The sequence below is a fragment of the Rhodoferax saidenbachensis genome, assembly GCF_031457975.1.
In the GTDB taxonomy this organism is placed as follows: domain Bacteria; phylum Pseudomonadota; class Gammaproteobacteria; order Burkholderiales; family Burkholderiaceae_C; genus Allorhodoferax; species Allorhodoferax saidenbachensis_A.
The window spans coordinates 67,837-87,057 of sequence record NZ_JAVDXO010000008.1 but is presented as its reverse complement, the minus strand read 5'-3'; the positions used below and the strand labels follow the sequence as shown (position 1 = coordinate 87,057).

Annotated in this window: 15 protein-coding genes and 3 tRNA genes; 6 read left to right on the top strand and 12 right to left on the bottom strand. The window is 56.0% G+C overall.

Features of this window, described 5'->3' with window-relative positions:
- Positions 1-11: 11 nt before the first annotated feature.
- Both J2X15_RS16060 and J2X15_RS16055 read right to left on the bottom strand, forming a co-directional pair.
- Positions 12-296 carry a topoisomerase DNA-binding C4 zinc finger domain-containing protein gene (locus tag J2X15_RS16060; RefSeq protein WP_310344826.1) on the bottom strand — a complete coding sequence of 95 codons (285 nt, stop codon included), beginning with the start codon at positions 294-296 and terminating at the stop codon, positions 12-14.
- Positions 297-600: 304 nt separating this feature from the next.
- Positions 601-1,254 (bottom strand): endonuclease, encoded by a 654-nt coding sequence (locus tag J2X15_RS16055; RefSeq protein WP_310344559.1) that lies wholly within the window; start codon positions 1,252-1,254, stop codon positions 601-603.
- Between the two features lie 294 nt (positions 1,255-1,548).
- Here J2X15_RS16055 and imuA point away from each other — a divergent pair, with 294 nt between their 5' ends.
- Genes imuA through J2X15_RS16040 form a run of 3 tightly spaced genes read left to right on the top strand, consistent with a single transcriptional unit; the run spans position 1,549 to position 6,739 of the window.
- On the top strand, positions 1,549-2,373 hold the full coding sequence (gene imuA, locus J2X15_RS16050) for a translesion DNA synthesis-associated protein ImuA (protein WP_310344554.1): 825 nt from the start codon (positions 1,549-1,551) through the stop codon (positions 2,371-2,373).
- Entirely contained in the window at positions 2,312-3,628 is a 1,317-nt protein-coding gene (locus J2X15_RS16045) for a Y-family DNA polymerase (RefSeq protein WP_310344552.1), read from the top strand. The genes imuA and J2X15_RS16045 overlap by 62 nt, the downstream gene beginning before the upstream one ends.
- A gap of 9 nt (positions 3,629-3,637) precedes the next feature.
- Complete coding sequence (locus J2X15_RS16040) at positions 3,638-6,739, top strand: error-prone DNA polymerase (RefSeq protein ID WP_310344549.1); 3,102 nt, start codon at positions 3,638-3,640, stop codon at positions 6,737-6,739.
- A 106-nt stretch (positions 6,740-6,845) separates the two neighbouring features.
- Here the strand turns inward: J2X15_RS16040 and J2X15_RS16035 are convergent, their stop codons facing one another.
- Positions 6,846-7,982, bottom strand: a complete 1,137-nt coding sequence (locus J2X15_RS16035) for an AAA family ATPase (protein WP_310344545.1) — start codon at positions 7,980-7,982, stop codon at positions 6,846-6,848.
- 514 nt (positions 7,983-8,496) lie between these two features.
- Between J2X15_RS16035 and J2X15_RS16030 the strand changes: the two genes are divergently transcribed.
- Positions 8,497-9,120 carry a DUF1294 domain-containing protein gene (locus tag J2X15_RS16030; RefSeq protein WP_310344544.1) on the top strand — a complete coding sequence of 208 codons (624 nt, stop codon included), beginning with the start codon at positions 8,497-8,499 and terminating at the stop codon, positions 9,118-9,120.
- A gap of 42 nt (positions 9,121-9,162) precedes the next feature.
- Here the strand turns inward: J2X15_RS16030 and J2X15_RS16025 are convergent, their stop codons facing one another.
- The 3 genes from J2X15_RS16025 to J2X15_RS16015 form a co-directional block, all read right to left on the bottom strand.
- Complete coding sequence (locus J2X15_RS16025; RefSeq protein ID WP_310344543.1) at positions 9,163-9,807, bottom strand: hypothetical protein; 645 nt, start codon at positions 9,805-9,807, stop codon at positions 9,163-9,165.
- Between the two features lie 274 nt (positions 9,808-10,081).
- The gene (locus tag J2X15_RS16020) at positions 10,082-10,741 is read right to left on the bottom strand and encodes a hypothetical protein (RefSeq protein WP_310344541.1); all 660 of its coding nucleotides are present in this window, start codon (positions 10,739-10,741) and stop codon (positions 10,082-10,084) included.
- A gap of 133 nt (positions 10,742-10,874) precedes the next feature.
- Complete coding sequence (locus tag J2X15_RS16015; protein ID WP_310344539.1) at positions 10,875-11,534, bottom strand: hypothetical protein; 660 nt, start codon at positions 11,532-11,534, stop codon at positions 10,875-10,877.
- A 1,001-nt stretch (positions 11,535-12,535) separates the two neighbouring features.
- Between J2X15_RS16015 and J2X15_RS16010 the strand changes: the two genes are divergently transcribed.
- Both J2X15_RS16010 and J2X15_RS16005 read left to right on the top strand, forming a co-directional pair.
- Positions 12,536-13,585 (top strand): hypothetical protein, encoded by a 1,050-nt coding sequence (locus tag J2X15_RS16010; protein ID WP_310344536.1) that lies wholly within the window; start codon positions 12,536-12,538, stop codon positions 13,583-13,585.
- A 220-nt stretch (positions 13,586-13,805) separates the two neighbouring features.
- Positions 13,806-14,462 carry a hypothetical protein gene (locus tag J2X15_RS16005; protein ID WP_310344534.1) on the top strand — a complete coding sequence of 219 codons (657 nt, stop codon included), beginning with the start codon at positions 13,806-13,808 and terminating at the stop codon, positions 14,460-14,462.
- A gap of 116 nt (positions 14,463-14,578) precedes the next feature.
- Here the strand turns inward: J2X15_RS16005 and J2X15_RS16000 are convergent, their stop codons facing one another.
- The 6 genes from J2X15_RS16000 to J2X15_RS15975 all read right to left on the bottom strand — a co-directional run bounded on the left by J2X15_RS16000 (position 14,579) and on the right by J2X15_RS15975 (position 19,159).
- A complete protein-coding gene (locus tag J2X15_RS16000) occupies positions 14,579-15,061 on the bottom strand; it encodes a hypothetical protein (protein WP_310344532.1) in 483 nt (160 codons plus the stop codon).
- Positions 15,062-15,104: 43 nt separating this feature from the next.
- Positions 15,105-16,817 carry a DUF6538 domain-containing protein gene (locus tag J2X15_RS15995; protein WP_310344531.1) on the bottom strand — a complete coding sequence of 571 codons (1,713 nt, stop codon included), beginning with the start codon at positions 16,815-16,817 and terminating at the stop codon, positions 15,105-15,107.
- Between the two features lie 181 nt (positions 16,818-16,998).
- Positions 16,999-18,564, bottom strand: coding sequence for a DUF6538 domain-containing protein (locus J2X15_RS15990; protein WP_310344530.1), 1,566 nt, complete (start codon positions 18,562-18,564; stop codon positions 16,999-17,001).
- Positions 18,565-18,804: 240 nt separating this feature from the next.
- Positions 18,805-18,881 (bottom strand) — tRNA-Asp (locus J2X15_RS15985).
- Between the two features lie 94 nt (positions 18,882-18,975).
- Positions 18,976-19,051, bottom strand: a tRNA-Glu gene (locus tag J2X15_RS15980).
- Positions 19,052-19,083: 32 nt separating this feature from the next.
- Positions 19,084-19,159: transfer RNA gene (locus J2X15_RS15975), tRNA-Ala, on the bottom strand.
- Positions 19,160-19,221: the final 62 nt, after the last annotated feature.

Here is a 19,221-nt window from a genome sequence, read left to right as displayed (position 1 = left end):
GTTCGACAGAGTCAGCCGGCAGCTCTGGTGCCCTTGCACCGGGGATAGTCAGAGCATCCAAAAAAGGACTTACCTGCGTTGGCGCCGCGCTTGGCCTCTCTCAGAATCATTGCGCTGGAGCAAACTGGGCAACTGGGCGACTGTTGGTTTGAAACTGGGCTGGGCTTAGTACCCAGTCCAGAAGCTGGCTGTTGCGTGGTCTCAGCTTTGCATGACTTGTACCAAGACACGCCAGCAGCGATGACCAGCAAAATTGGCAATACGTACTGTCCGTATGTTGCGATGCCTTTCAGCATCGATGGGAGGAGGTAGTCCATCGATTTTCCGGGGACTGTCGAAATCACAATGGGCTGGTTGGCAAAAGCGCGAAGCACGAGGTAGCTAACCAATGCAAGTAGTAGCGAAACCCACCAGGGCAATTTGGATGCCACAACGATGAAGTCCTCAGCCGGACTCGATTTATCCCTGCGTGCCATATTCCCCCCTGATTTAGATGCTTTTGCACCATCATAAATGGGTGATGACGGCGGCTACATGCGACTGGTCATTGATATTGGGCGCCGTCCCTGGATGGTGCCGAGGGTGCCGACCTCGTGGGCGTCAAAGCAAGATGACCTCTTGCCGACCGGTCATCAATGGCTTGCAAAGAATCTTATAGCCATCTGCATCAAACCCTGGAGCCGTGCATTGCAGCTTGCTCGCCGCCTCGACTGTGTTTGCACTACCGAGGTAGCACCATTGATGAATGACGTGTACCTGCTGAGTGTCTTCAAAGGTCTCCACTAAGCCAATAGCGCCAGGATAAGGCCAGCATTGGACTTGAACCTCTTCAAGAGCAGCCAGGAGTCGGGCGTCGTGCGACTCCCGACTTTCCTTTCCACAGCAGGCACCCGCGCATTGCTGAAGCATGGCCCGAAAGCACCCTCTGCCTGAGGCGAGCTTCTCCCGGCCCAGTACGCCGTAGCAGAGCTTGTGCAGGTCTGCGATGGCCTGCAGTGCCAGCAATGCGGAACGGCGGCTGGAGTAAAGGCCGTAAAGACGCGGGCTGCTGCTGAAATTGATTTCCGTAGAAAACACCAGCTCTGGGACGGGTGGGCCGGATGCTGGAAGCTGCCATGCGCATAGCTGGCGGCTGCGGCGCAACTTCTGATTGAAAAGCGGGTGCATTGTCTTGATAAGACTGGCCTCAAGCAACAAGGCCCCAATCTCGCCGGCCGTACGCTGGTAGCTGATGCGCCGGCTCTGGCGCAGCATCCGAGCTTCTTCCTCATTACGTAGGTGGGACAGTACGCGGTTGCGCAGGTTAACGGACTTGCCGATGTACAGCGGCAGGTCCCCTCCTTTCCATGGAAGATGTAAACGCCAGGTGCTTGTGGCATCCCTTCGATGTGCCCGCGCAGATGCTCGGGGTACTCATAGAGACCTGCTGGGTCGAACTCCGGGTGGGACTTGCGGGTGGCGCGCATGGTTGACTAAAGACGTCGTTATTTTGCCGGATTGGACAATCTCAGTATACTGGATGCGCATACAGTCTTCTTAAAACCATCCATGTCCACGCTAGCTCAGCGCATCGTCAACACCCCTTCCCCTCTGGGAGAGGATGGGTTGCGTCACTTCGATGCCGGACTGTTGCCAAACAGCGTTTCACAAGCAATTTGGAGGGGAACGGAGGTCGGGCATGCCACTGAAGCGGTCGTTCCGACTGGCTTCTCCGCTCTGGACGCCCAGCTCCCCGGAGGCGGTTGGCCGTGCAACTCATTGACTGAGCTATTGCAGCCGCAGCCCTCCCTTTGCGAGTGGCGGCTCCTGTCGCCAGCTCTTTCGCAAGTCGCCTCGGCAGGCGGCCAGGTGCTGCTCGTTGGACCTCCCAAGCGCCCCCACACCCCAGGGCTGAGCAAGCTGGGCATTCCCGAAAAGAGCTTGGTCTGGATTGCTGCGGACACCCCCGCTGAGCGTCTATGGACCACGGAGCAACTCATCAAGGCCAACCCTCGAGGTGGCGCCATCCTCGCCTGGCTTCCCCAGGCCCGGGCGGAGCAGCTTCGGCGACTGCAAGTGCATGCGCAGAACTGCGACTGCCCTGTATTCCTTTTCCGCCCGGAAGCTGCCCAGCGCGATGCCTCACCTGCCCCCTTAAGAGTCCTAGCGACCCTTGGTACCGACTGGGAGCTGCAAGTGCACATCTTGAAACGCAAAGGTGCCTTGATGGATGGGTCCATTGCCTTGGATTCCGTGCCTGGCACCTTGGCAAGTTTTTTCACGCCGCGGCTGATGCATCCGAGTCAGCTGATTGTCCAACCAGAGGTCTCCAATGTCCGCACATTGGGTAGCGCTGCTCACCGACGTCGCCTCCGACAGCTCGCTACCCACTGACTCCGCCGGAATTGCGGTCTGGGCTCTGCAGTACACAAACCGTGTCGCGCAAGTGGACCAGGCGGTGCTGTTGGAGGTGGAACAGAGTCTGCGGCTGTTTGGGGGTGAGGACGTCCTACGAGGCTTGATAGAGGACGGCGCCGGAGAGTTGGGTGTGTCTTCCCTTGCTTGGGCTCCAACCAGCCTGGCGGCCCTGGCCTTCGCACGCGTGGGTATCCCAGACGGCTTTGCCGAACCCCTGCCAAAGTTGCTGGACCGCCTGCCTTTTGAAACGCTTGAAGCCGTGGCCAAGCATGGGGCCACCCTGGCACGCTTAGGTTGCAAAACCCTGGCGGACGTACGCCGGCTCCCTCGGGGAGGCATCAGTCGACGCTTCGATAGCGAGCTACTTTTGGCAATGGACCAGGCCTATGGACTGCGCCCTGAGAGCTACCGCTGGGCCACTTTGCCTGAAACCTTTTCTGCACGGTTGGAGTTGCCTGGCCGGGTAGACAACGCTGTTGGCCTGATGTTCGGCGCTCGCCGCCTGCTCGTGCAAATGAGTGGCTGGCTTGCCGCCAGACACTGTGGGGTAACAGCCTTCACCTTGGAGTGGTGTCACGACACCATGCGGTCGAAGGATGCCGGCGACGGCGGCGAGCTCATCATCCGCACCGCCCAGGCGACCCAGAACGTCGAGCACCTTTCTCGGTTGCTGAGTGAGAACCTAGCCAAGGTTACCTTGAAGGCGCCTGCAGGTGACTTGGTGTTGAGCGCGACTGAGGTCACGCCCATTGTTGAGGAAAGCAGGTCCCTGATACCGGACGACAGGGCCACGGGCGAAGCCATTGACCTGGTGCTGGAGCGCATTGAAGCGCGACTGGGCAAAGGTCGGGTGTTGCGTCCGGTCCTAACCGAGGACCACCGCCTCGAGTTCATGCACCGCTGGCAGCCGGCGAACGAGAAACGCCCCCCTGCAAAGGCCAAGCAAGTGCCTGGCCCGCAACCCACTTGGATGCTGCGCACCCCGTTGCGACTGGACGTCAGCAACGACCAGCCGTTGTATCAAGGCCCGCTGCAACTGCTGCTAGGGCCTGAACGCATCGAGGGTGGCTGGTGGCATCGGGTGAAGGACTCCAACGGCCAACGTAATCTGGTCACGGTTCGAGACTACTGGGTGGCGCTGAGCCCATTCGCTGGGGCCTTGTGGATTTTTCAGCAGCGCCTGCCGGATGATGCAAAAGCGTCTTGGTACTTGCACGGACTCTTCGCGTGAGGCAGACAAGTGTCACTACTGCCCTCATACGCAGAGCTTTGCTGCCTCTCTAACTTCTCTTTCCTCAAAGGTGCCAGCAAGCCTGAGGAGCTGGTCATCCGTGCGAAGAAGCTGGGCTACTCCGCCCTCGCCATAGTGGATGAGTGCAGCCTGGCTGGTGTGGTCAGAGCCCATGTGGAGGCCAAGTCTGCAGGTCTCAAGCTGCTCATAGGGTCTCAGTTCGACGTCCAGAGCGAAACCCCCTTCACTCTTGTCGTGCTCGCACAGGACATCAACGGCTACGGCAACCTCTGCGAATTCATCACTCGCCTCCGACGTGCCTCCGACAAAAAGGGAACCTATCGCCTCCGGCAGGAGGACCTGCAGGGTGAGGATTTGAAGGACTGCGTCGTGGTCGTTATGCCTGCCAGGGGCAGCAGCCCAGAGCTGCTGCTGTCCATTGGGCGCTGGTCCCTCCAGCACTTTCTCGGGCGCTGCTGGCTCGGTGTGGAGCAGCTGCGGCTGATTGATGACGAAATCTGGTTGCACAAGATGCGCGAGGCCAGTGCTGCCACGGCCATGCCCTTGGTTGCCGTCGGTGGTGTGTACATGCACGTGCGCTCGCGCAAACCCCTGCAGGACGTGCTGACTGCGACCCGGGTGTGCAAACCCCTGACCGAATGCGGCCTAGAGCTGCAGCAGAACGCGGAGCGCCATTTGCGTACGCGCTTGCGCCTAGGACAGGCATTTCCGGATGACTTGCTGGCAGAGACTCTCAACGTGGCCGCTCGATGTACGTTTTCCCTTGGGGAGCTCCAGTATCAGTATCCCGAAGAAGTGGTTCCCAAGGGCGAGTCGCCGGAGTCTTACTTGCGCAGGGTGACCTACGAGGGTGCCGGCCGCCGTTGGCCCAATGGCATGAGCGCAAAGGTTCAGCGGCAGATTGAACATGAATTGGCCCTGATTTGCGAGCTCAAATACGAACAGTATTTTCTGACTGTCTACGATGTCGTTGCATTTGCCAGGTCCAGGCACATTCTTTGCCAAGGCCGCGGTAGTGCGGCCAACAGCGTCGTCTGCTATTGCCTTGGGGTCACCGAAGTCGACCCTGCCCGCATGTCCGTGCTCTTCGAACGCTTCATCAGCAAGGAGCGCAATGAACCGCCGGACATCGACATCGACTTTGAACACGAACGCCGTGAAGAGGTCATCCAGTACCTCTACCAAAAGTACGGGCGCCACCGTGCAGCACTTACAGGCGTCATCATTTCGTACAGGCCCAAGTCGGCTATCCGTGACGTTGGCAAGGCGCTGGGTTTTGAACTCGAAGTCTTGGAGCGCCTGGCCAAAGGGCACCACTGGTTTGATGGTCGAGAGGTCAGCCCCGAGCGGTTGGCAGAGGTAGGACTGAATGCTGACGACCTAGATGTTCGGCAGCTGCTGGACTTGACCAAGCAACTAATGGGGTTCCCTCGCCACCTTTCACAACACCCAGGCGGGTTCGTTCTTACCAGGGGTCCTCTATCCCGGATGGTGCCGATTGAATCGGCAGCCATGGCGGACCGAACCGTCATTCAGTGGGATAAGGACGACATTGATGCCATGGGACTGCTCAAGGTCGACGTCCTCGCTCTAGGCATGCTGACTGCCTTGCGCAAGTCGCTTGAATTCGTCAGCACCAAGCGCGGCTTCCAGTTTGAGATGCAGGACATCCCTGCAGAGGACCCAGGCACCTACGACATGATTTGCAAGGCGGACACGGTCGGAGTGTTCCAGATTGAGTCGCGGGCGCAGATGTCAATGTTGCCTCGGCTTCAGCCCCGTTGCTTCTACGACCTGGTCATCGAAGTGGCCCTGGTACGGCCAGGCCCAATCCAGGGTGGCATGGTTCATCCGTACCTCAATCGCCGCCAGGGCAAGGAGCCCGTGGACTACCCGAGTGAACAATTGGAGGAAGCACTTGGGCGCACTTTGGGCGTGCCGGTTTTCCAGGAACAGGTGATGCAGATTGCGATGCTCGCTGCTGGTTTTACGGCCGGGGAAGCCGATAGTCTGCGCCGGGCCATGGCGGCCTGGAAGCGCAAAGGTGGATTGGAAAAATACTATTCAAAAATCGTGGATGGTATGACATCGCGCGGCTATGAGAAGGCCTATGCAGAGCAAATCTTTGAGCAAATCAAAGGATTCAGCGAGTACGGATTCCCAGAGTCACATGCGGCATCATTCGCCCTCCTGGTCTACGCCAGTTGCTGGCTCAAGCATGCCGAGCCGGCATGCTTCCTAGCTGCGATGCTAAATTCTCAGCCGCTGGGCTTTTACTCGCCAAACCAACTGGTCCAGGACGCCAAGCGGCATGGCGTGGAGGTACGAGCTGTCGACGTGATGTACAGCGATGTGGATGCGACATTGGAGGACTTACCGCATGAGCCAGCGGTACGCCTTGGTCTGCGGTTGATTTCTGGATTAAAAAGTACGTCTGCTGAACGTATCGTTGCCGCGCGGGCGGACCACCCTTTCGAGGGGGCCGAGGACTTGTCACGGCGTGCGAACCTAGAGCAGCATGAAATGCGAATTCTTGCTGCAGCCGACGCACTGCGCAGTCTGTCCGGTCACCGTCGCCAGCAAGTATGGGACGCCTCTGCGCTGCATGCACCGCCTGCCCTGCTTCGTGATGCGCCCGTAGAAGAAGACTTGCTGGAACTTCCCGAGGCACCCGAAGGGGAGGAAATCGTGTTTGACTACGCCTCGCTCGGTTTGACACTGCGCCGACATCCGATGGCTCTTTTGAGAACCCAGTTGTCCATGAAGCGCTTCAAGTCATCGCAAGAACTCAGAGACTTGCCGAATGGACGGCTTGTCAGAGCTTGCGGAATCGTGACTCTCAGACAGCAGCCCGAGACGGCTAATGGAGTCATCTTTGTCTCGCTGGAAGATGAGTTTGGTGCGGTTCAAGTCATTGTCTGGAAGGGCGTACGCGAACAGCAGCGGAAAGAGCTCATGAACGCCCGACTGTTGGGAGTGGCGGGGATTTGGCAACGCGAAGGCGAAGTACGGAATCTGGTGGCCAAACACTTTATTGATTTGACAAATCTCTTAGGACGGCTGGCCGCTCCCAGTCGAGACTTCCACTAGTTGATTGGCGAATCACGCATAAACGGGGCTCAACCCAGGGGGATAAATGCGACTCACTGACTCTCACCCTTTAGGGTGAGAGTCAGTGAGTCGCGTAACAACACGACTAGACACTAGTCATAGCCGGGCAGTGAAAGGCATTAGCCGCATTTTCCCAGAAAACTGCCTGCCCCTCTTCTCTCACCAGTCCCCGCTCCCGCAGGTCGCTGCGCGCACGGTTAAAGGCATTCCGCTTTCCGCTATCGCTCTTGGCTGAGGTCCTGGCGTAGAAGGAAGAGCGCCAAGCCTCGATATCGCCGGACATATGGCACCCCGGAGCTCCAGCACAAAGCACCTCGGCAAGCGACTGAAGACCGAGTAGCTGCTGGTCACTGAGCGGCTCATTCTCCGTTCCATTCGCCTCCTCTTTCAGAGCTCCAGGCCTAATATGACAGCTGGTAATTGGGTCGCCGTCGCTATCGATTCCCAGCACTACCGAATCCAATGCAAACTGAAACCCCCTGCCGTCTTGGCCATCCTTCACCTTCTGACTCTCCCATGTGCGCTCACCCTTGCTACGCTTAACCACAATCGATGCATCCACACTGGGAATCATCGACGAGTGACCTCGAGGCCCCCTGTCGGCGTCCTTCCCAATATGGTGGGCAAGGATGACCAAACCACCGCTGACTCCCGCAATGTGGCTGCACGATTGCAAAATCAATCCTATGTGCTGACTACCGTTTTCGTCGCCTCCAGGCATCGCCCTATTCAGGGTGTCAACGACTACCACCGGCGAGCCAAGGTGTGCAAGCTCGACTTTCAGGGCACTTGCAATCTTGATGAGCGCGGAGACATTTGCAACATCAAAGAGGCTGAACTGCTCAACGATGAATCGCACATTCTCAGGAAAGCTGCGGCCGCTTCCCTTTTCCCAGGCCTGGATTCGATTGGAAAATCCGGCAGCCCCTTCCAGGCAAAGGTAGATGACCGGTGAGGCCGATGTGAGATGCCCGAACCATGGCAGGCCCTCTGCAATGGCGCAGGCTAGGTCAAGCAGCAAAAAGCTTTTGGCTGCGCCAGATGCACCGTAGAACAGAGCTGTTCCAGTGTCTGGCAACAGCCCCTTCACCTTCCAGCTCAAGGGTGGCTGCGATTTCAGGTCCGCGGGGCGCAAAAGCTTCAAAGACTCGACCTGGTCGCCAAATAGTGAAAGGGACAGTTGTGCCGGATTCGAATTGGTTGTGGTGGCCGAGATACTCATTCTTTAGACTCCTCCACGTGACCCGAAAGCCATGAAACGACATCCTCAAGACGCCAACGCAACATGCGCCCCCCGGGCACCACCAATCTCCGTGGTACCGCATTGGGATTACGTCTCAAATTGTTCTTGATAGTCCCAGGACTGCACCCGAGAATTTGCGCCACCTCGCCCAGGTCGAGCAAACGATGCTGGTCAACAGCGTTCTCTTTCATAAATTGCTACTTTCACACGGAGTCTTGAAAGACATCGCGACCTCCGTTTGAACCGCTGAATGCCACCTGGTGCCGGAAAGTGACCCCAAGTGACAGGTCTAGCCCCTGGTTTTATCCCTCGATAGAAAAAAACTCATCGGAGTTCTCCACCGAATATGTGCCCTACCCTGTGGATAACAGTTGAACAAGCGCTCAAGCCTGCGCAGACAAAGGCCTGCGCGCGGGTGCCTCAATTTCGGGCACCTAAATTGAGTTTCTGGACTGCATTACCATGCCACCCAGATAAATATTCGGGATGAGAGATGCGATTCGAGGGAACGATAAAGACTTGGCACGATGACCGCGGTTTTGGCTTCATCGAGCCTACGGGCGGTGGCCAGGAATTGTTTGTACACATCAAAGCTTTTCCCACATCGATGGGAAGGCCCATAGTGGGTTCCAAGGTGACCTTTGAAGTGGAACCGGCCGCTGAAGGAAAAAAGCGCGCCGTGCGTGTCCAACTCCCGCAAGCGAGCAAGTCGGCTGCACGAACAAATACACAGAAGGGCCGCCAATCCAGGAGTTGGGAGACTTCAAGTGTTGTGGCGTTGTCAATTTTTGCGGTGAGCTACGTCGTCATGTCGTTGGCGTGGAAGTTACCCTTACTAGTGGGTGCGGCCTACCTCGTTATGAGCATTGTTTGTGCAGGCTTCTATTGGCATGACAAGGTGTCTGCCCGTCTGGGCGAGTGGCGGACCAGTGAAGAAGCACTGATATTGATGGGTGTGTTCTGTGGCTGGCCTGGCGCCATCGTTGCCCAACAGGTACTCCGTCACAAAACCACAAAGCCATCCTTCCGGATGATGCATTGGTTCACTGTAGTCCTGAACTTGACAATCCTCTATTTGGTTGGAACGCCGCTACTCGGGATGTTGCTGAGTCGATAGAGCCCTGTCAGCGGAGCAAGCACGGAGTCTGCACCGTACGGGCTACTTGCCCCTGGTCTTTGCAAACCCCCGGCCCTGCAGAGCACGCATTAGGCTGTTGCCGTCGGCCCCTCCAACCACATCGAAGATTTCCGACCAAAGCTTATAGGTCTGGGTGCTTCGGACGCCCTCCGCAGGAGCACTGCCATACCGTCCCGCAAGAACTGCATCACGTGCGGTCTGAATGGCCTTCAGAGCCTCACGCATCGGGTCAGGCTTTGACTGGCTTGCAGAAAGTGGCGCCTCAACTGGCGACACCTGCGATTTGAAGGTGGACATAGTCCTTACTTTGAGCAGCGCAGATTGAACGGCTGCCACCTTGCTGTCGGGAACCACGCCGCGTTCACTGCACCTTGCGGCTTCCAACGCCAAACGTTCCGCTTCTTCCAGGCGCCAAATGGGGTCCACCTCATTCTTTCGAACCCTCTCAGCTTCTAGGCGCGCGACGGCGCAGACATTCGCGTCTACAAATGCACGCTCTTCCATCGTGAGAATCGCCGACAGCTCGGCAGGGAGCTCCTGCGTGTCAGCAGGCAAGCTCCATACCCGATAGGGCTTGGCATAACCGTGGGTGTTGTCTGCCTCCCCTTTTCGAACCCATTTTGAACGGTAGAGCAACTTCCGTTGGCCCCGTGTTTTGATGTACATGTGCACTCCGTTGGTAACTATCAGTACCTTGGTATAGCCACAGTGAACGCAAGGTGAGCCACTGAGTACACACACCAGTTCCACGTCTCGCAGGGGGGTGTCAGCACCGTGGCACAACCCAGGGCAAAAGACGTTTAAAAAAAAGAGCCTCCATGAAGGAGGCTCAATCGGAATCAACATCTCTGGCAAAAACTCCAAATGCAATATCCACAAGCTCGATGTCTGGGTACTACAGCACTGCGCCTATGGGCCACCGCTCGATGGATTAACCAAGTCAATCCACTCCAGCCATCACTCTGGCTTCTGACGTCGACCAGGCCAGTAGCTCTGCGTCTGAAATCAAAATGGAAACATCTGCTGCCTTGACCTCAACGCCCGGAATCAAACTTTCGACAGAATAGAGCCGGGAGAATCGGACAATCTGCAGTGGAATTTCAGCTATCAAATCGCGCAAAGGGCGATGTCCCATAGGTTGGGACATCGCATACTGAATTCCCATGCTTACCAAGGCTTTGTCCACCTGGTACAGCAATCCCTCGCCCGGTCTCTCTGAGTCTTCAAGAAATAGATTGAGGGTGCCTTCACTAGCGTCCTGGGAGTACGTTGACAACGCCTTTGAAAACCCAGGCAGCAAGAATCGATGCTGGTAGCTCCCTATCTGGTTTGTCAGCACCGTATACAAAGCTCCGCAGCTTGTAGGGTAGGCTTCAATCTTGGCGTTGACATCATGGGGATAGTTCTGACGCAACCTCTCGAACATAGAATTGCTCAAGAGCCCAGACAACAGCCATCTGCCTTGGAGGGTCGATTGTTGTTCACCACTGTATTGCGCCAACTCAAGTTGTACTTCTGCAGGGCTTTGCAAAGCAGCAACCCCGATATGCTGGACGAATTCTCCTTGTTGTCGCACGTTCAATGTGTTTCTTTGATTCACCATAGTTTCCTGTTAATGCGCGAGATAGCGCATGGCGTATAGGTAGTGAAATTGGGGCCATGGAAAAAGTGAGCCCGCTTACGCGGGCCCACGAATCAGACGGCTAACGCCGCACCATCTTTCCTTTTTTGTCTCAATGGAGGTTGCTGAACAGTCGGTCATAGAGCGCGTCAACCACCTCACTCATCACCGCCGGCATGACCACCGACACACTGACATCACGTACCGGGAAGTCAGCAAGCAGACTGGGAATTCGATTGGGTTGCCGTACCTCATCCGATACCAAGCCCATTTCCGTCGTAGCCTGCCGTTGTTCATCCGTTGTGAACGGATGCAGCCGCTTGGCCACCCTCTGAAAGCAGGCCTTGGAAACAATGTTGGCAAACAGTAGCGACTCACTACTTCCATCATTGGCCAGCATGAACATCAGTCCCTCTCGCTCCTGAGCCGCAATGAAGCTCTGAACCGAGCCGTCAAAGAGCGGGAGTAGGAATCGGTGCTGAAAGTGTCCCGCTTGATGACTGATGACCGCGAAGTCGACCCCCTTGGGGGTTGTCATGCAGGTGAGACGGGTCGGGAAGCACTTGTCCTCCGACGACTCCATGGCACGGTACATCGTTGTCGATACGTCACCACAGAGTGACCATTTCCCCTTGGTAAAACTCCGTACTGGTGCGGGATGCCGTTGGGTGGCCTGAACAACCTCGGGAGGCGACATCAGGCGCGCAACGTAGTACGGCATTTCCATCGCCGCTTGAAATCCGTCGAAATAGGTTTGATTTGGTTGATTCATTGGTGTCCTAAATATTTCCTGTAAATGCGCCGGTCTGGCGTAACAGGTATAGGAACTTCGGATGCAGCGCCTGTTGAGAGCGGCAGGACCCACGGCGTCGAACGCAACAGCTTCTGAATGCATCCGGCCTGAAGGCACCCATCCATTTACCCCTTGTTGAACCTAGCCAAGCTTTCGCGGGGCGTTCAGCCCTGTGCATTGCTGAAACAGTTGGTGCGTACCGGAGTCACGCCTCCATTGCGACACAGCTATGAGAGAACAGATGGTCGTGACTGGGGCGGCTAAGGCGGTGCAAAACCGCCGCCGTCCCGAGCGCGTGCCGACCTTGCAAGGCGGGTGCGCGGCGCGTCAGCGACCGCACGCCAGTGTCTCGGGGTCCCCGGGAATCACCGATGAACGTCTGACGTGATTTTTGGGGCAAGACACGACGACCGGGCTCGCTGAATGAACGTCTGGGCAAGCCGTCCCTGAATACACACCTATTTTTGGAAGAAGGTCTTTCGGGACGGCGGCGGTTTTGCACCGGCGCAGCCGGCAGACAAAACAGTCTCCTTGAAGGTCGTCACGGCGAAAACCTGGCTGTCACCCGAACGCTTTCGGGTGAGGCTATCAGAGGGGGAAAACGCTTGCTCCCTGCCCTCTGATGGCCGTGCAGTCACCCTCGATTCAACGCATCGAAGTCACGTGGTGTGCTGGCTGTCGAGCATTGGTAGCGCGATTCTTCAGCGGTAGCTAGACGGTGCACCTCGCCAAATTTGCCCTTGGGCCTCCACCAAATTTGGCGCCCCGTCAAAACCGCAACCGTGAGAACAGTAGCCATGAAAAAGTCCACCGCAGTACACAAATCCAAGCCACAGGGAACACGCATACACACCACTTTGGCGGAACCCGGCGCAGACAGTGTCACGTCCACAGGCACCACTGTGGACCAACCAACAGGCCACGCGGTACCTCGCAGAGGTGCCTCTGTGGGCCAAAAGACTTGTTCTGAAGCGAGGCCAGTGGCCGCCAAAAAATCGGCTCGCGTTGCACGCGGCCTTGCCGCATCGATATCAACCAAGAGTCTGCACAGTGGAATATGGACACGGACGCTCCTGGTTGCCAATCGCTTTCGGGTCATTCGAACCATTGACGTCGCCGTGTGCTGCTTTGCCGAACGCCCCTACAAAGCGGCGCTGACTGCTGCGCAACGGGCAATGCGAGGAATGGTCAAGGCCAACCTGCTAAGACGGTACCGGACCGACCGCTTTCAGACGGTGTATGGCCTGACGCAGGGCGGTGTGGACTGGCTTGCTGAGGCCGGGTTTGAGGCGTCCTCATCGGTGCGCAGGGTCAGCGATATGACCAACCCCGAGCACCGCTTATGGGCACAGTTCTGGACCCTAGCGTGCGAAGCACGGGGGCTCCAGGCGAGGACAGAACAAGAACTTTTGCAGCACCTCAACCGAAACACCAAACCCGGCCATGCCCTGATTCAAGGCCTTCTGTCGGTACAAATTCAGCAGGCGAGTAAAGGTCGGTCGATGCTGTTGCGCCCGGACGCTGTTGCCATGGAGGCGGACGGAACCACCTGGCTCGAGGTTGACCGCAGCAAACGGGGTACCGACCGCGAGGCGTCGCTGCGCGCCCTGGCCAGCTCGGTAGGGCGAACGCTCAAGGACGGCAGCAATTTGCGCCGAGTCATCGTCTTTTGCAAAACGGAACGTATCCGCCTGCGGGCGCTTGCCGTTCTGGAAGGACTGGCCAAAGGCAACAACTCGGAGGTACTGGTATCTGGACGACGCCACTTCAGGGAGCAGACGCCTGGCACCTACGAGGTCTGGAATGCGCAGGAAATGCCTTTGGCCGACGGACGCACTGAGCTCGTGGATGTTCTAAGTGGTCAAGTCATCATCCAACTGCTGCCCACCTGGTTGCCCAAGGTTCGGATTGACGCGTCGAACTGTCATTCATTGGCGGGCTGGTTTGATGAAAACTACCTGCCTTATGCCAGGCCCTGGACTGACAAGCCCTGGAGCAAGGTAGCCTCGCCGTTGCTGCAACCGTTGTAATTTCAAGCCCCACATTGCGCACGCGACTTCCCTGCCCAACAACGTTGACGGAGTTTTTGCGTTCATGGCAGAATTGCCCCGTGGCATATCCTGCCTGGGCTCCCAGCCTAAGTTTTGAGCGGCTTCAACCGGGACATTTTCGACAGATACCCCCCGTCATCCATGGTTCTCCATGCGGCGGACGCTAAACGCTCTACGTCCGTCGTCGACTGGAGTTCCCATGTCTGTTTTTTCAACCTGGTCCCACCTCGCACGTGCCTCCCTCAAAACGGCAGGCATTCCTATTCCTCTGGGACAAGTCCATCAAGTCCTGTCTGCGGGTCTTGGCCACGCGTCCTTTGCATCATTCAGTTTGCAGGAAGTCGACGCCATGGAAACCGCGAAATACGCGGTGCTGGATACCGACAGGATGCAACAGCGCGCAAGCGAATTTCAACTGCAATTGTCATCGGCCCACTGCATTGATGTCGTTCAGGCTATCCGTCAAAAGTGCCGAATGAATGGGCCCTACCCCGTTGCCTTGAACACCTTCGGGAATCTCATTTCCCCCTTGGTTCTGGACAGTGCACATCCCATCAAAGATGAAATCGCCAGGAGGCTCAACGGTCAGCCTAACAACTCCCTGGTTTTCTCGTTCAACGCCGTTACGTCAATAGATGCGTCGGTTGGGCAGTGGACGTGGAACGTGACTGGCTTGGTCTATGTCGCGTCCGACGCCGACTACCAAGTCCCGTTCAACGCAGAAGTTGTTTATCCCAAACTCGGCAAACAGCTGCTTGGCCCAGGCCATATCTCCCAGTTCGCGCAAAGTGGGGACCCAGAACTGCTGGAGCCCGACTTCACCACGGAATTTGACCCCCACGGAATGCACGACTGATTCGCAAGAAAATCCAATAGGGCACTGCGGCACAGGTTGCTCCAGAAAATGTTGATAGGTCCGCAGCCATTCATCGCGTCCTATGCTTGCCTGTGGGCCTCGAAGCTCGAGGCCACTTACTGGCCTTTGGATGTTGCTTGTCTGTTCTCCCGGTTCCAGTCAGCCTCGGGATGCCTGTTAATCAATTCTTCTTCAAGGTAGTTGCGAAGCGACTCCGTTTGAATTCCGACCCAAGCTATCCAGACCGCCCCACCACTGCCAACATGCTTAATGACTTCAGCTAGCTTGGAGCCAGTTCTATCGTCCTTCTTGAACAGATGATTGGTTATGCGCTGACGGGCCAGCTTCTTGGTCGTTTTCCCCAAATAGCGAAGTGAATGACCGTCGGTTCCTTGCGCCGCCGTGAATATCGCATATAAATTTGCCGACTTGGACGCCTTAGCGAGTAGCGCTTCATTGGCCGTGGTGAGTTCACGGCCACTCCAAGGCGAAATTGACGCTGATGGGAATTGCACTGCCACTCGATTTGTTTCCGCCAACAATTCGGACTCAACATCAGTCAAGAAGGCTTCAAGCGTGGAGAGGTGCTCGAATTTCATTGTGGTCCTCCATTAGGATTTATCTTCATTGCACGGACGGGCTCTACAAGCAAGTCCTATGCTGACCTTCTTCAACGCCTTGAAATGGTTCTGCAACGTGAAGATGCTTCAAATCAAGTTCGTCATAGCGAAGCTTATTGATGGCAGCCACAAGCGCAGGAAAGGGGTACTGCCGTTCTTCAGCTTTCATATACCCACGGCCGGAATCGCTCTTGGAAACCCAATGGCCAGTCAAGGCGTCACGAACTTCGCTTTCGATACCGCTTTGAGTACATCGCTGCTTAAAGGTGAAGCGAAATGAGTGATAGCAAAGGCGCTCGTCTATGAGGCCAATCTTGGTCAGGTAACTGGAATACCACTTGCCAAAGGCGTTTGACCATCGTCGGTGCTTATTCTCGTTCTTGTGTGAAGGAAACAGTCGCTTATGCCCGGCTTGCTTTGTCTCTGCCCAGTAGGCTAAAAAGCCGCATTGAATCACTTCTCTATGCAATGGAACGTAACGGTAGCTGGTTTCAGTTTTCAGCTTTTGGTCTGGCCCCAGATTAGCAATGCGAAGTGCCCATATTCCGTTGATGAGAAGAACATCCTCGATTCGCAGCTGAGCAATTTCTTCGATTCGCGCACCAACGAAGGGACCCAGAAGTGGCGCCCAATACGAAGACTCCCTTGCTTGACCCAGTGTCTGAGGTCCCGCTGTGTACAGGGGTGACTGAAATAGCACATTCAGTTCGTCCGCGCTGTATGGGCGTCGGTCTTCAAGAGCAGGTCGCTCAGGGACGTCATCCAAATCAACATTGTCAAACGGATTGGTCAGGGGCGATATGAGGCTCTTGGTTAGACCATGTCGCACCAACGTGCTCAGCCCACCCAGGCGGTTTTTCACAGTGGCACGCCAGAGTCCCGACTGCTTCAGATGGTCTCGGTAGCCTTCAGCGTGGCTCTTGGTAATGGCAATGACGGGCAATGCGCCATTGATAGCCTCAAACTCTTCTACGTTAGATGCGTAGGTCTCAATGGTGCGAATCTCATTCTGCTTTCGACTCCAGTTTTTCACTAGGTCAAGCATCGTTGGTAGGTCCCGTGGAGCTGCCGGCAGCTCCCTTGGAGTGAGGCGAACCTTTCCCCTCAATCTGTCGACAAGAGTCTCTGTAACCTCGATGTCCCGCTGCAAGAGTTGTTTTAGTAGCTCGGTGTAGGCGTTGGAACCTGGCGGCGCAATGAGTCGCTCAAGGCTCAGGAGTTGCTCTGCTATCTCGGCCATGTTGCTGAAATCATTTGCAGAGGCCTCGTCGTACAGGACCTCAAGACCTTCAACCAACATTTCCCTGTACTCAGCTCGGTCCTCTCGCGTCATTACCTTCCGTAGCTCGTCATCCGTATCCAGGAGGCCGAACTCATACCGATTCAAGATGGAAGGAATGTGCTCATCAAGAAGGTACTTTGTCGTACCTTGCTCACGCGGCTTGTCGGGGACTTTGCGTCCTCCAAATTTCTCCCTTTTGGGCTTGGCGGATGCTACAAGCTCGTCAAACTCACGGAGCTTGTCAGGCATAGCCTTAACAGCCTCATTCAAGTCCGATGTCCACAGTGAACGCCACATTTGGTCGCTGGCTAAGTCGAGGGCCGCGACGACCTTGGAAGGGATTCGGCGCATGAAGTAGTAAGTACCACCCCGCAACTTTAGGTACTTCGGCTTGGTCACGCCATCTTTGCCATTGGCTGCGCTTGCAGCCACACTCTTGCCTTGATTTTCCATCTACGTCCCGGGACACCAGCGCAGGTTTCGGATGAACCAATTTGAGTTCCGCTGGCTATGCTGAGATTGTGCCAGTGGCACACCTGCAAATTCTTCGACCTTGACCGAGTGCTGCCCCCAATTGAAAAGGGACATGCCTCTCAGCATGTCCCTCAATTCATATTCAATGGCTGCCAGGACCCTACTGCAGCAATGCAGCCTCCACGCCCTCCAAAGGGTTTTCGACAAACAAGTGAGACACCTTCAACTCGTCGTAACGTAACTGCTGAATCGCTTCAACGAGCTTGGGGAAGGAGTACTGGTTATTCTCGCCTTTCATGTACGTTCGACCTGAGTCGTTCTTCCCAACCCAGTGTCCTGTGAGAGCATCTCGGACTTCGTTGTCTACGCCACTGAGTGAACACTGTTGCCGAAACGTATATCGGTAGGAATGGTAGTCAAGCCGGTGGTCAGTCAACCCAATGGTCTCGAGGTATCTTCCATACCATTTGCCCACCGCATTGGAATAGATTCCATTGGTATTGTCATTGGTCAGCGTGGGGAAGACACGCTCGTGTCCCGCATTGGCCATCTGCGCTGCGTAGAGGAGGAAGCCGGATTTGATGACCACCTCATGCAGCGGGACGCGACGGAAGCTATTCGGATTTTTCAGTTCCTGGTTCACGTCCAAATCGCAAAGACGCAGGCACCAAACACCGTTCACTCGCTGAACGTCTTCGATGCGCATCTGACACACTTCTTCGATTCGCGCACCTACGAATGGCCCCAGCAATGGAAGCCAGTACGCTGCATCAACAGCTTGTCCCTCTGGTCGATATCCAGCTGTGTACAGGCTACTTGCGTAGATGCAGTTCAGTTCGGACACTCTGTAGGCACGCCTGTCTTTTGGCTGCCGCAGTCCAGTTGCTCCAACGACATCGATGAACTCAAATGGATTGAAGTTCAGGTGCTCGACTATCTCTCGCATGCCGTGGCGCATCAAGGTCGACATGAAGCCCAGCCGATTTTCTATGGTCCGTTTGCACAACCCTCTCTCAATTAGCCAATCGCGATAGATGCGCGCATGCCGTCTCTCAATTGCTTCTACTGGGATGGGACCATGGACGGTGCGAAACTCCATAAGTGCTGTGTGCACCGCATTGATGGAGCGCTGTCGGTCCTGCTTCAGCCTCCAGCTTTCGAACAGGTGCGTCATGGTGGGTGCAATCACCGTGGAATCCACTCTGGACTCGCGCCTTGCACCTCTGCCAATTGCTGCAAGGACATTTGATTTCGTCAGTCTCTCCGCGCTTTGCCTCGCGGATTCTTCTGGCGATGGCTTGCCATGTGATGGCCAGAACACATGCGACGAGGTGTTCGCGTCGTCGGCCTTTTCATCCGCCATCTCGATGGACTCACCAACTGTGTCAGTCCTGATGGACGCTCTTCTGACGATGGTGAACGGTACAGTCCCAGGTGTCACAGGGCTACGTTGCGCTTGTTCCTGGGCCCTGGTTCGCCTCAGCTCCGCAACGGTGAGGTCAAACTCTGAGAGTTCGACAGCAAGAAACAGGCGGGCTTGTGTGAGATTGTCAGTGTCGAGTGACTTCCAGACCTGGCCTTTGTAATCAGGGAACCCATCTGCTACATCGGTCGGTATTCTTCGTTTGAAATAGTAATTTCTACCGCGACGATGCAGGTACTTGGGCAGCTTTGAACTTTGGCGTTCTGGTGCTGCATTAGGTCTCAAAGCGGGGGCGAATGACATTGCGTGGTACTCCGGTCAGGTTCGTGACGAACCCCTCCGCGCAGCTCCAATGTGCAACTGTCAGCAATACCAGAACATGCCGCCAACGATTAAGTCAGTGCATACGGCTTGCTACCCGACTGCTACACAAAGTTGCTACACAGAAGGGCATTCTGTGTAGCACCGCAAACTCGAAAACTGTGTAGCAAAAAAGGAAAAAGCCCTTGTAAATCAATGACTTACAAGGGCTTTGCCTTATGTTGGCGGAGTGGACGGGACTCGAACCCGCGACCCCCGGCGTGACAGGCCGGTATTCTAACCAACTGAACTACCACTCCTGGTAGTAGTAACGTTTGCTCTTTCGAGCCAAGTCGCCTGCCCTTGCGGGCTTGCGGTTACCAACTTGTGCCGTCTTAGCTTTCGCTAAAAACTTGGCGACCCTACGGGGATTCGAACCCCGGTACTCACCGTGAAAGGGTGATGTCCTAGGCCTCTAGACGATAGGGTCAAAACCTTGGAACTTGTCCGTTTCAGAAGATGTGGTGGAGGTAAGCGGGATCGAACCGCTGACCTCTTGCATGCCATGCAAGCGCTCTCCCAGCTGAGCTATACCCCCTAATCCTAAGAAAGCTACTTATGTAGTGTTCTTATCTTCCGAGCCTCAAATTATATACAAGT

Coding starts and splice junctions, on each gene's coding strand:
- J2X15_RS16035 (WP_310344545.1), bottom strand. CDS start 7,982: ATGAGTATCTCGGCCACCACAACCAATTCGAATCCGGCACAACTGTCC.
- J2X15_RS16055 (WP_310344559.1), bottom strand. CDS start 1,254: ATGCTGCGCCAGAGCCGGCGCATCAGCTACCAGCGTACGGCCGGCGAG.
- J2X15_RS15995 (WP_310344531.1), bottom strand. CDS start 16,817: ATGGAAAATCAAGGCAAGAGTGTGGCTGCAAGCGCAGCCAATGGCAAA.
- J2X15_RS16025 (WP_310344543.1), bottom strand. CDS start 9,807: ATGTACATCAAAACACGGGGCCAACGGAAGTTGCTCTACCGTTCAAAA.
- J2X15_RS16015 (WP_310344539.1), bottom strand. CDS start 11,534: ATGAATCAACCAAATCAAACCTATTTCGACGGATTTCAAGCGGCGATG.
- J2X15_RS16005 (WP_310344534.1), top strand. CDS start 13,806: ATGTCTGTTTTTTCAACCTGGTCCCACCTCGCACGTGCCTCCCTCAAA.
- imuA (WP_310344554.1), top strand. CDS start 1,549: ATGTCCACGCTAGCTCAGCGCATCGTCAACACCCCTTCCCCTCTGGGA.
- J2X15_RS16045 (WP_310344552.1), top strand. CDS start 2,312: ATGTCCGCACATTGGGTAGCGCTGCTCACCGACGTCGCCTCCGACAGC.
- J2X15_RS16030 (WP_310344544.1), top strand. CDS start 8,497: ATGCGATTCGAGGGAACGATAAAGACTTGGCACGATGACCGCGGTTTT.
- J2X15_RS16060 (WP_310344826.1), bottom strand. CDS start 296: ATGCTGAAAGGCATCGCAACATACGGACAGTACGTATTGCCAATTTTG.
- J2X15_RS16000 (WP_310344532.1), bottom strand. CDS start 15,061: ATGAAATTCGAGCACCTCTCCACGCTTGAAGCCTTCTTGACTGATGTT.
- J2X15_RS15990 (WP_310344530.1), bottom strand. CDS start 18,564: ATGTCATTCGCCCCCGCTTTGAGACCTAATGCAGCACCAGAACGCCAA.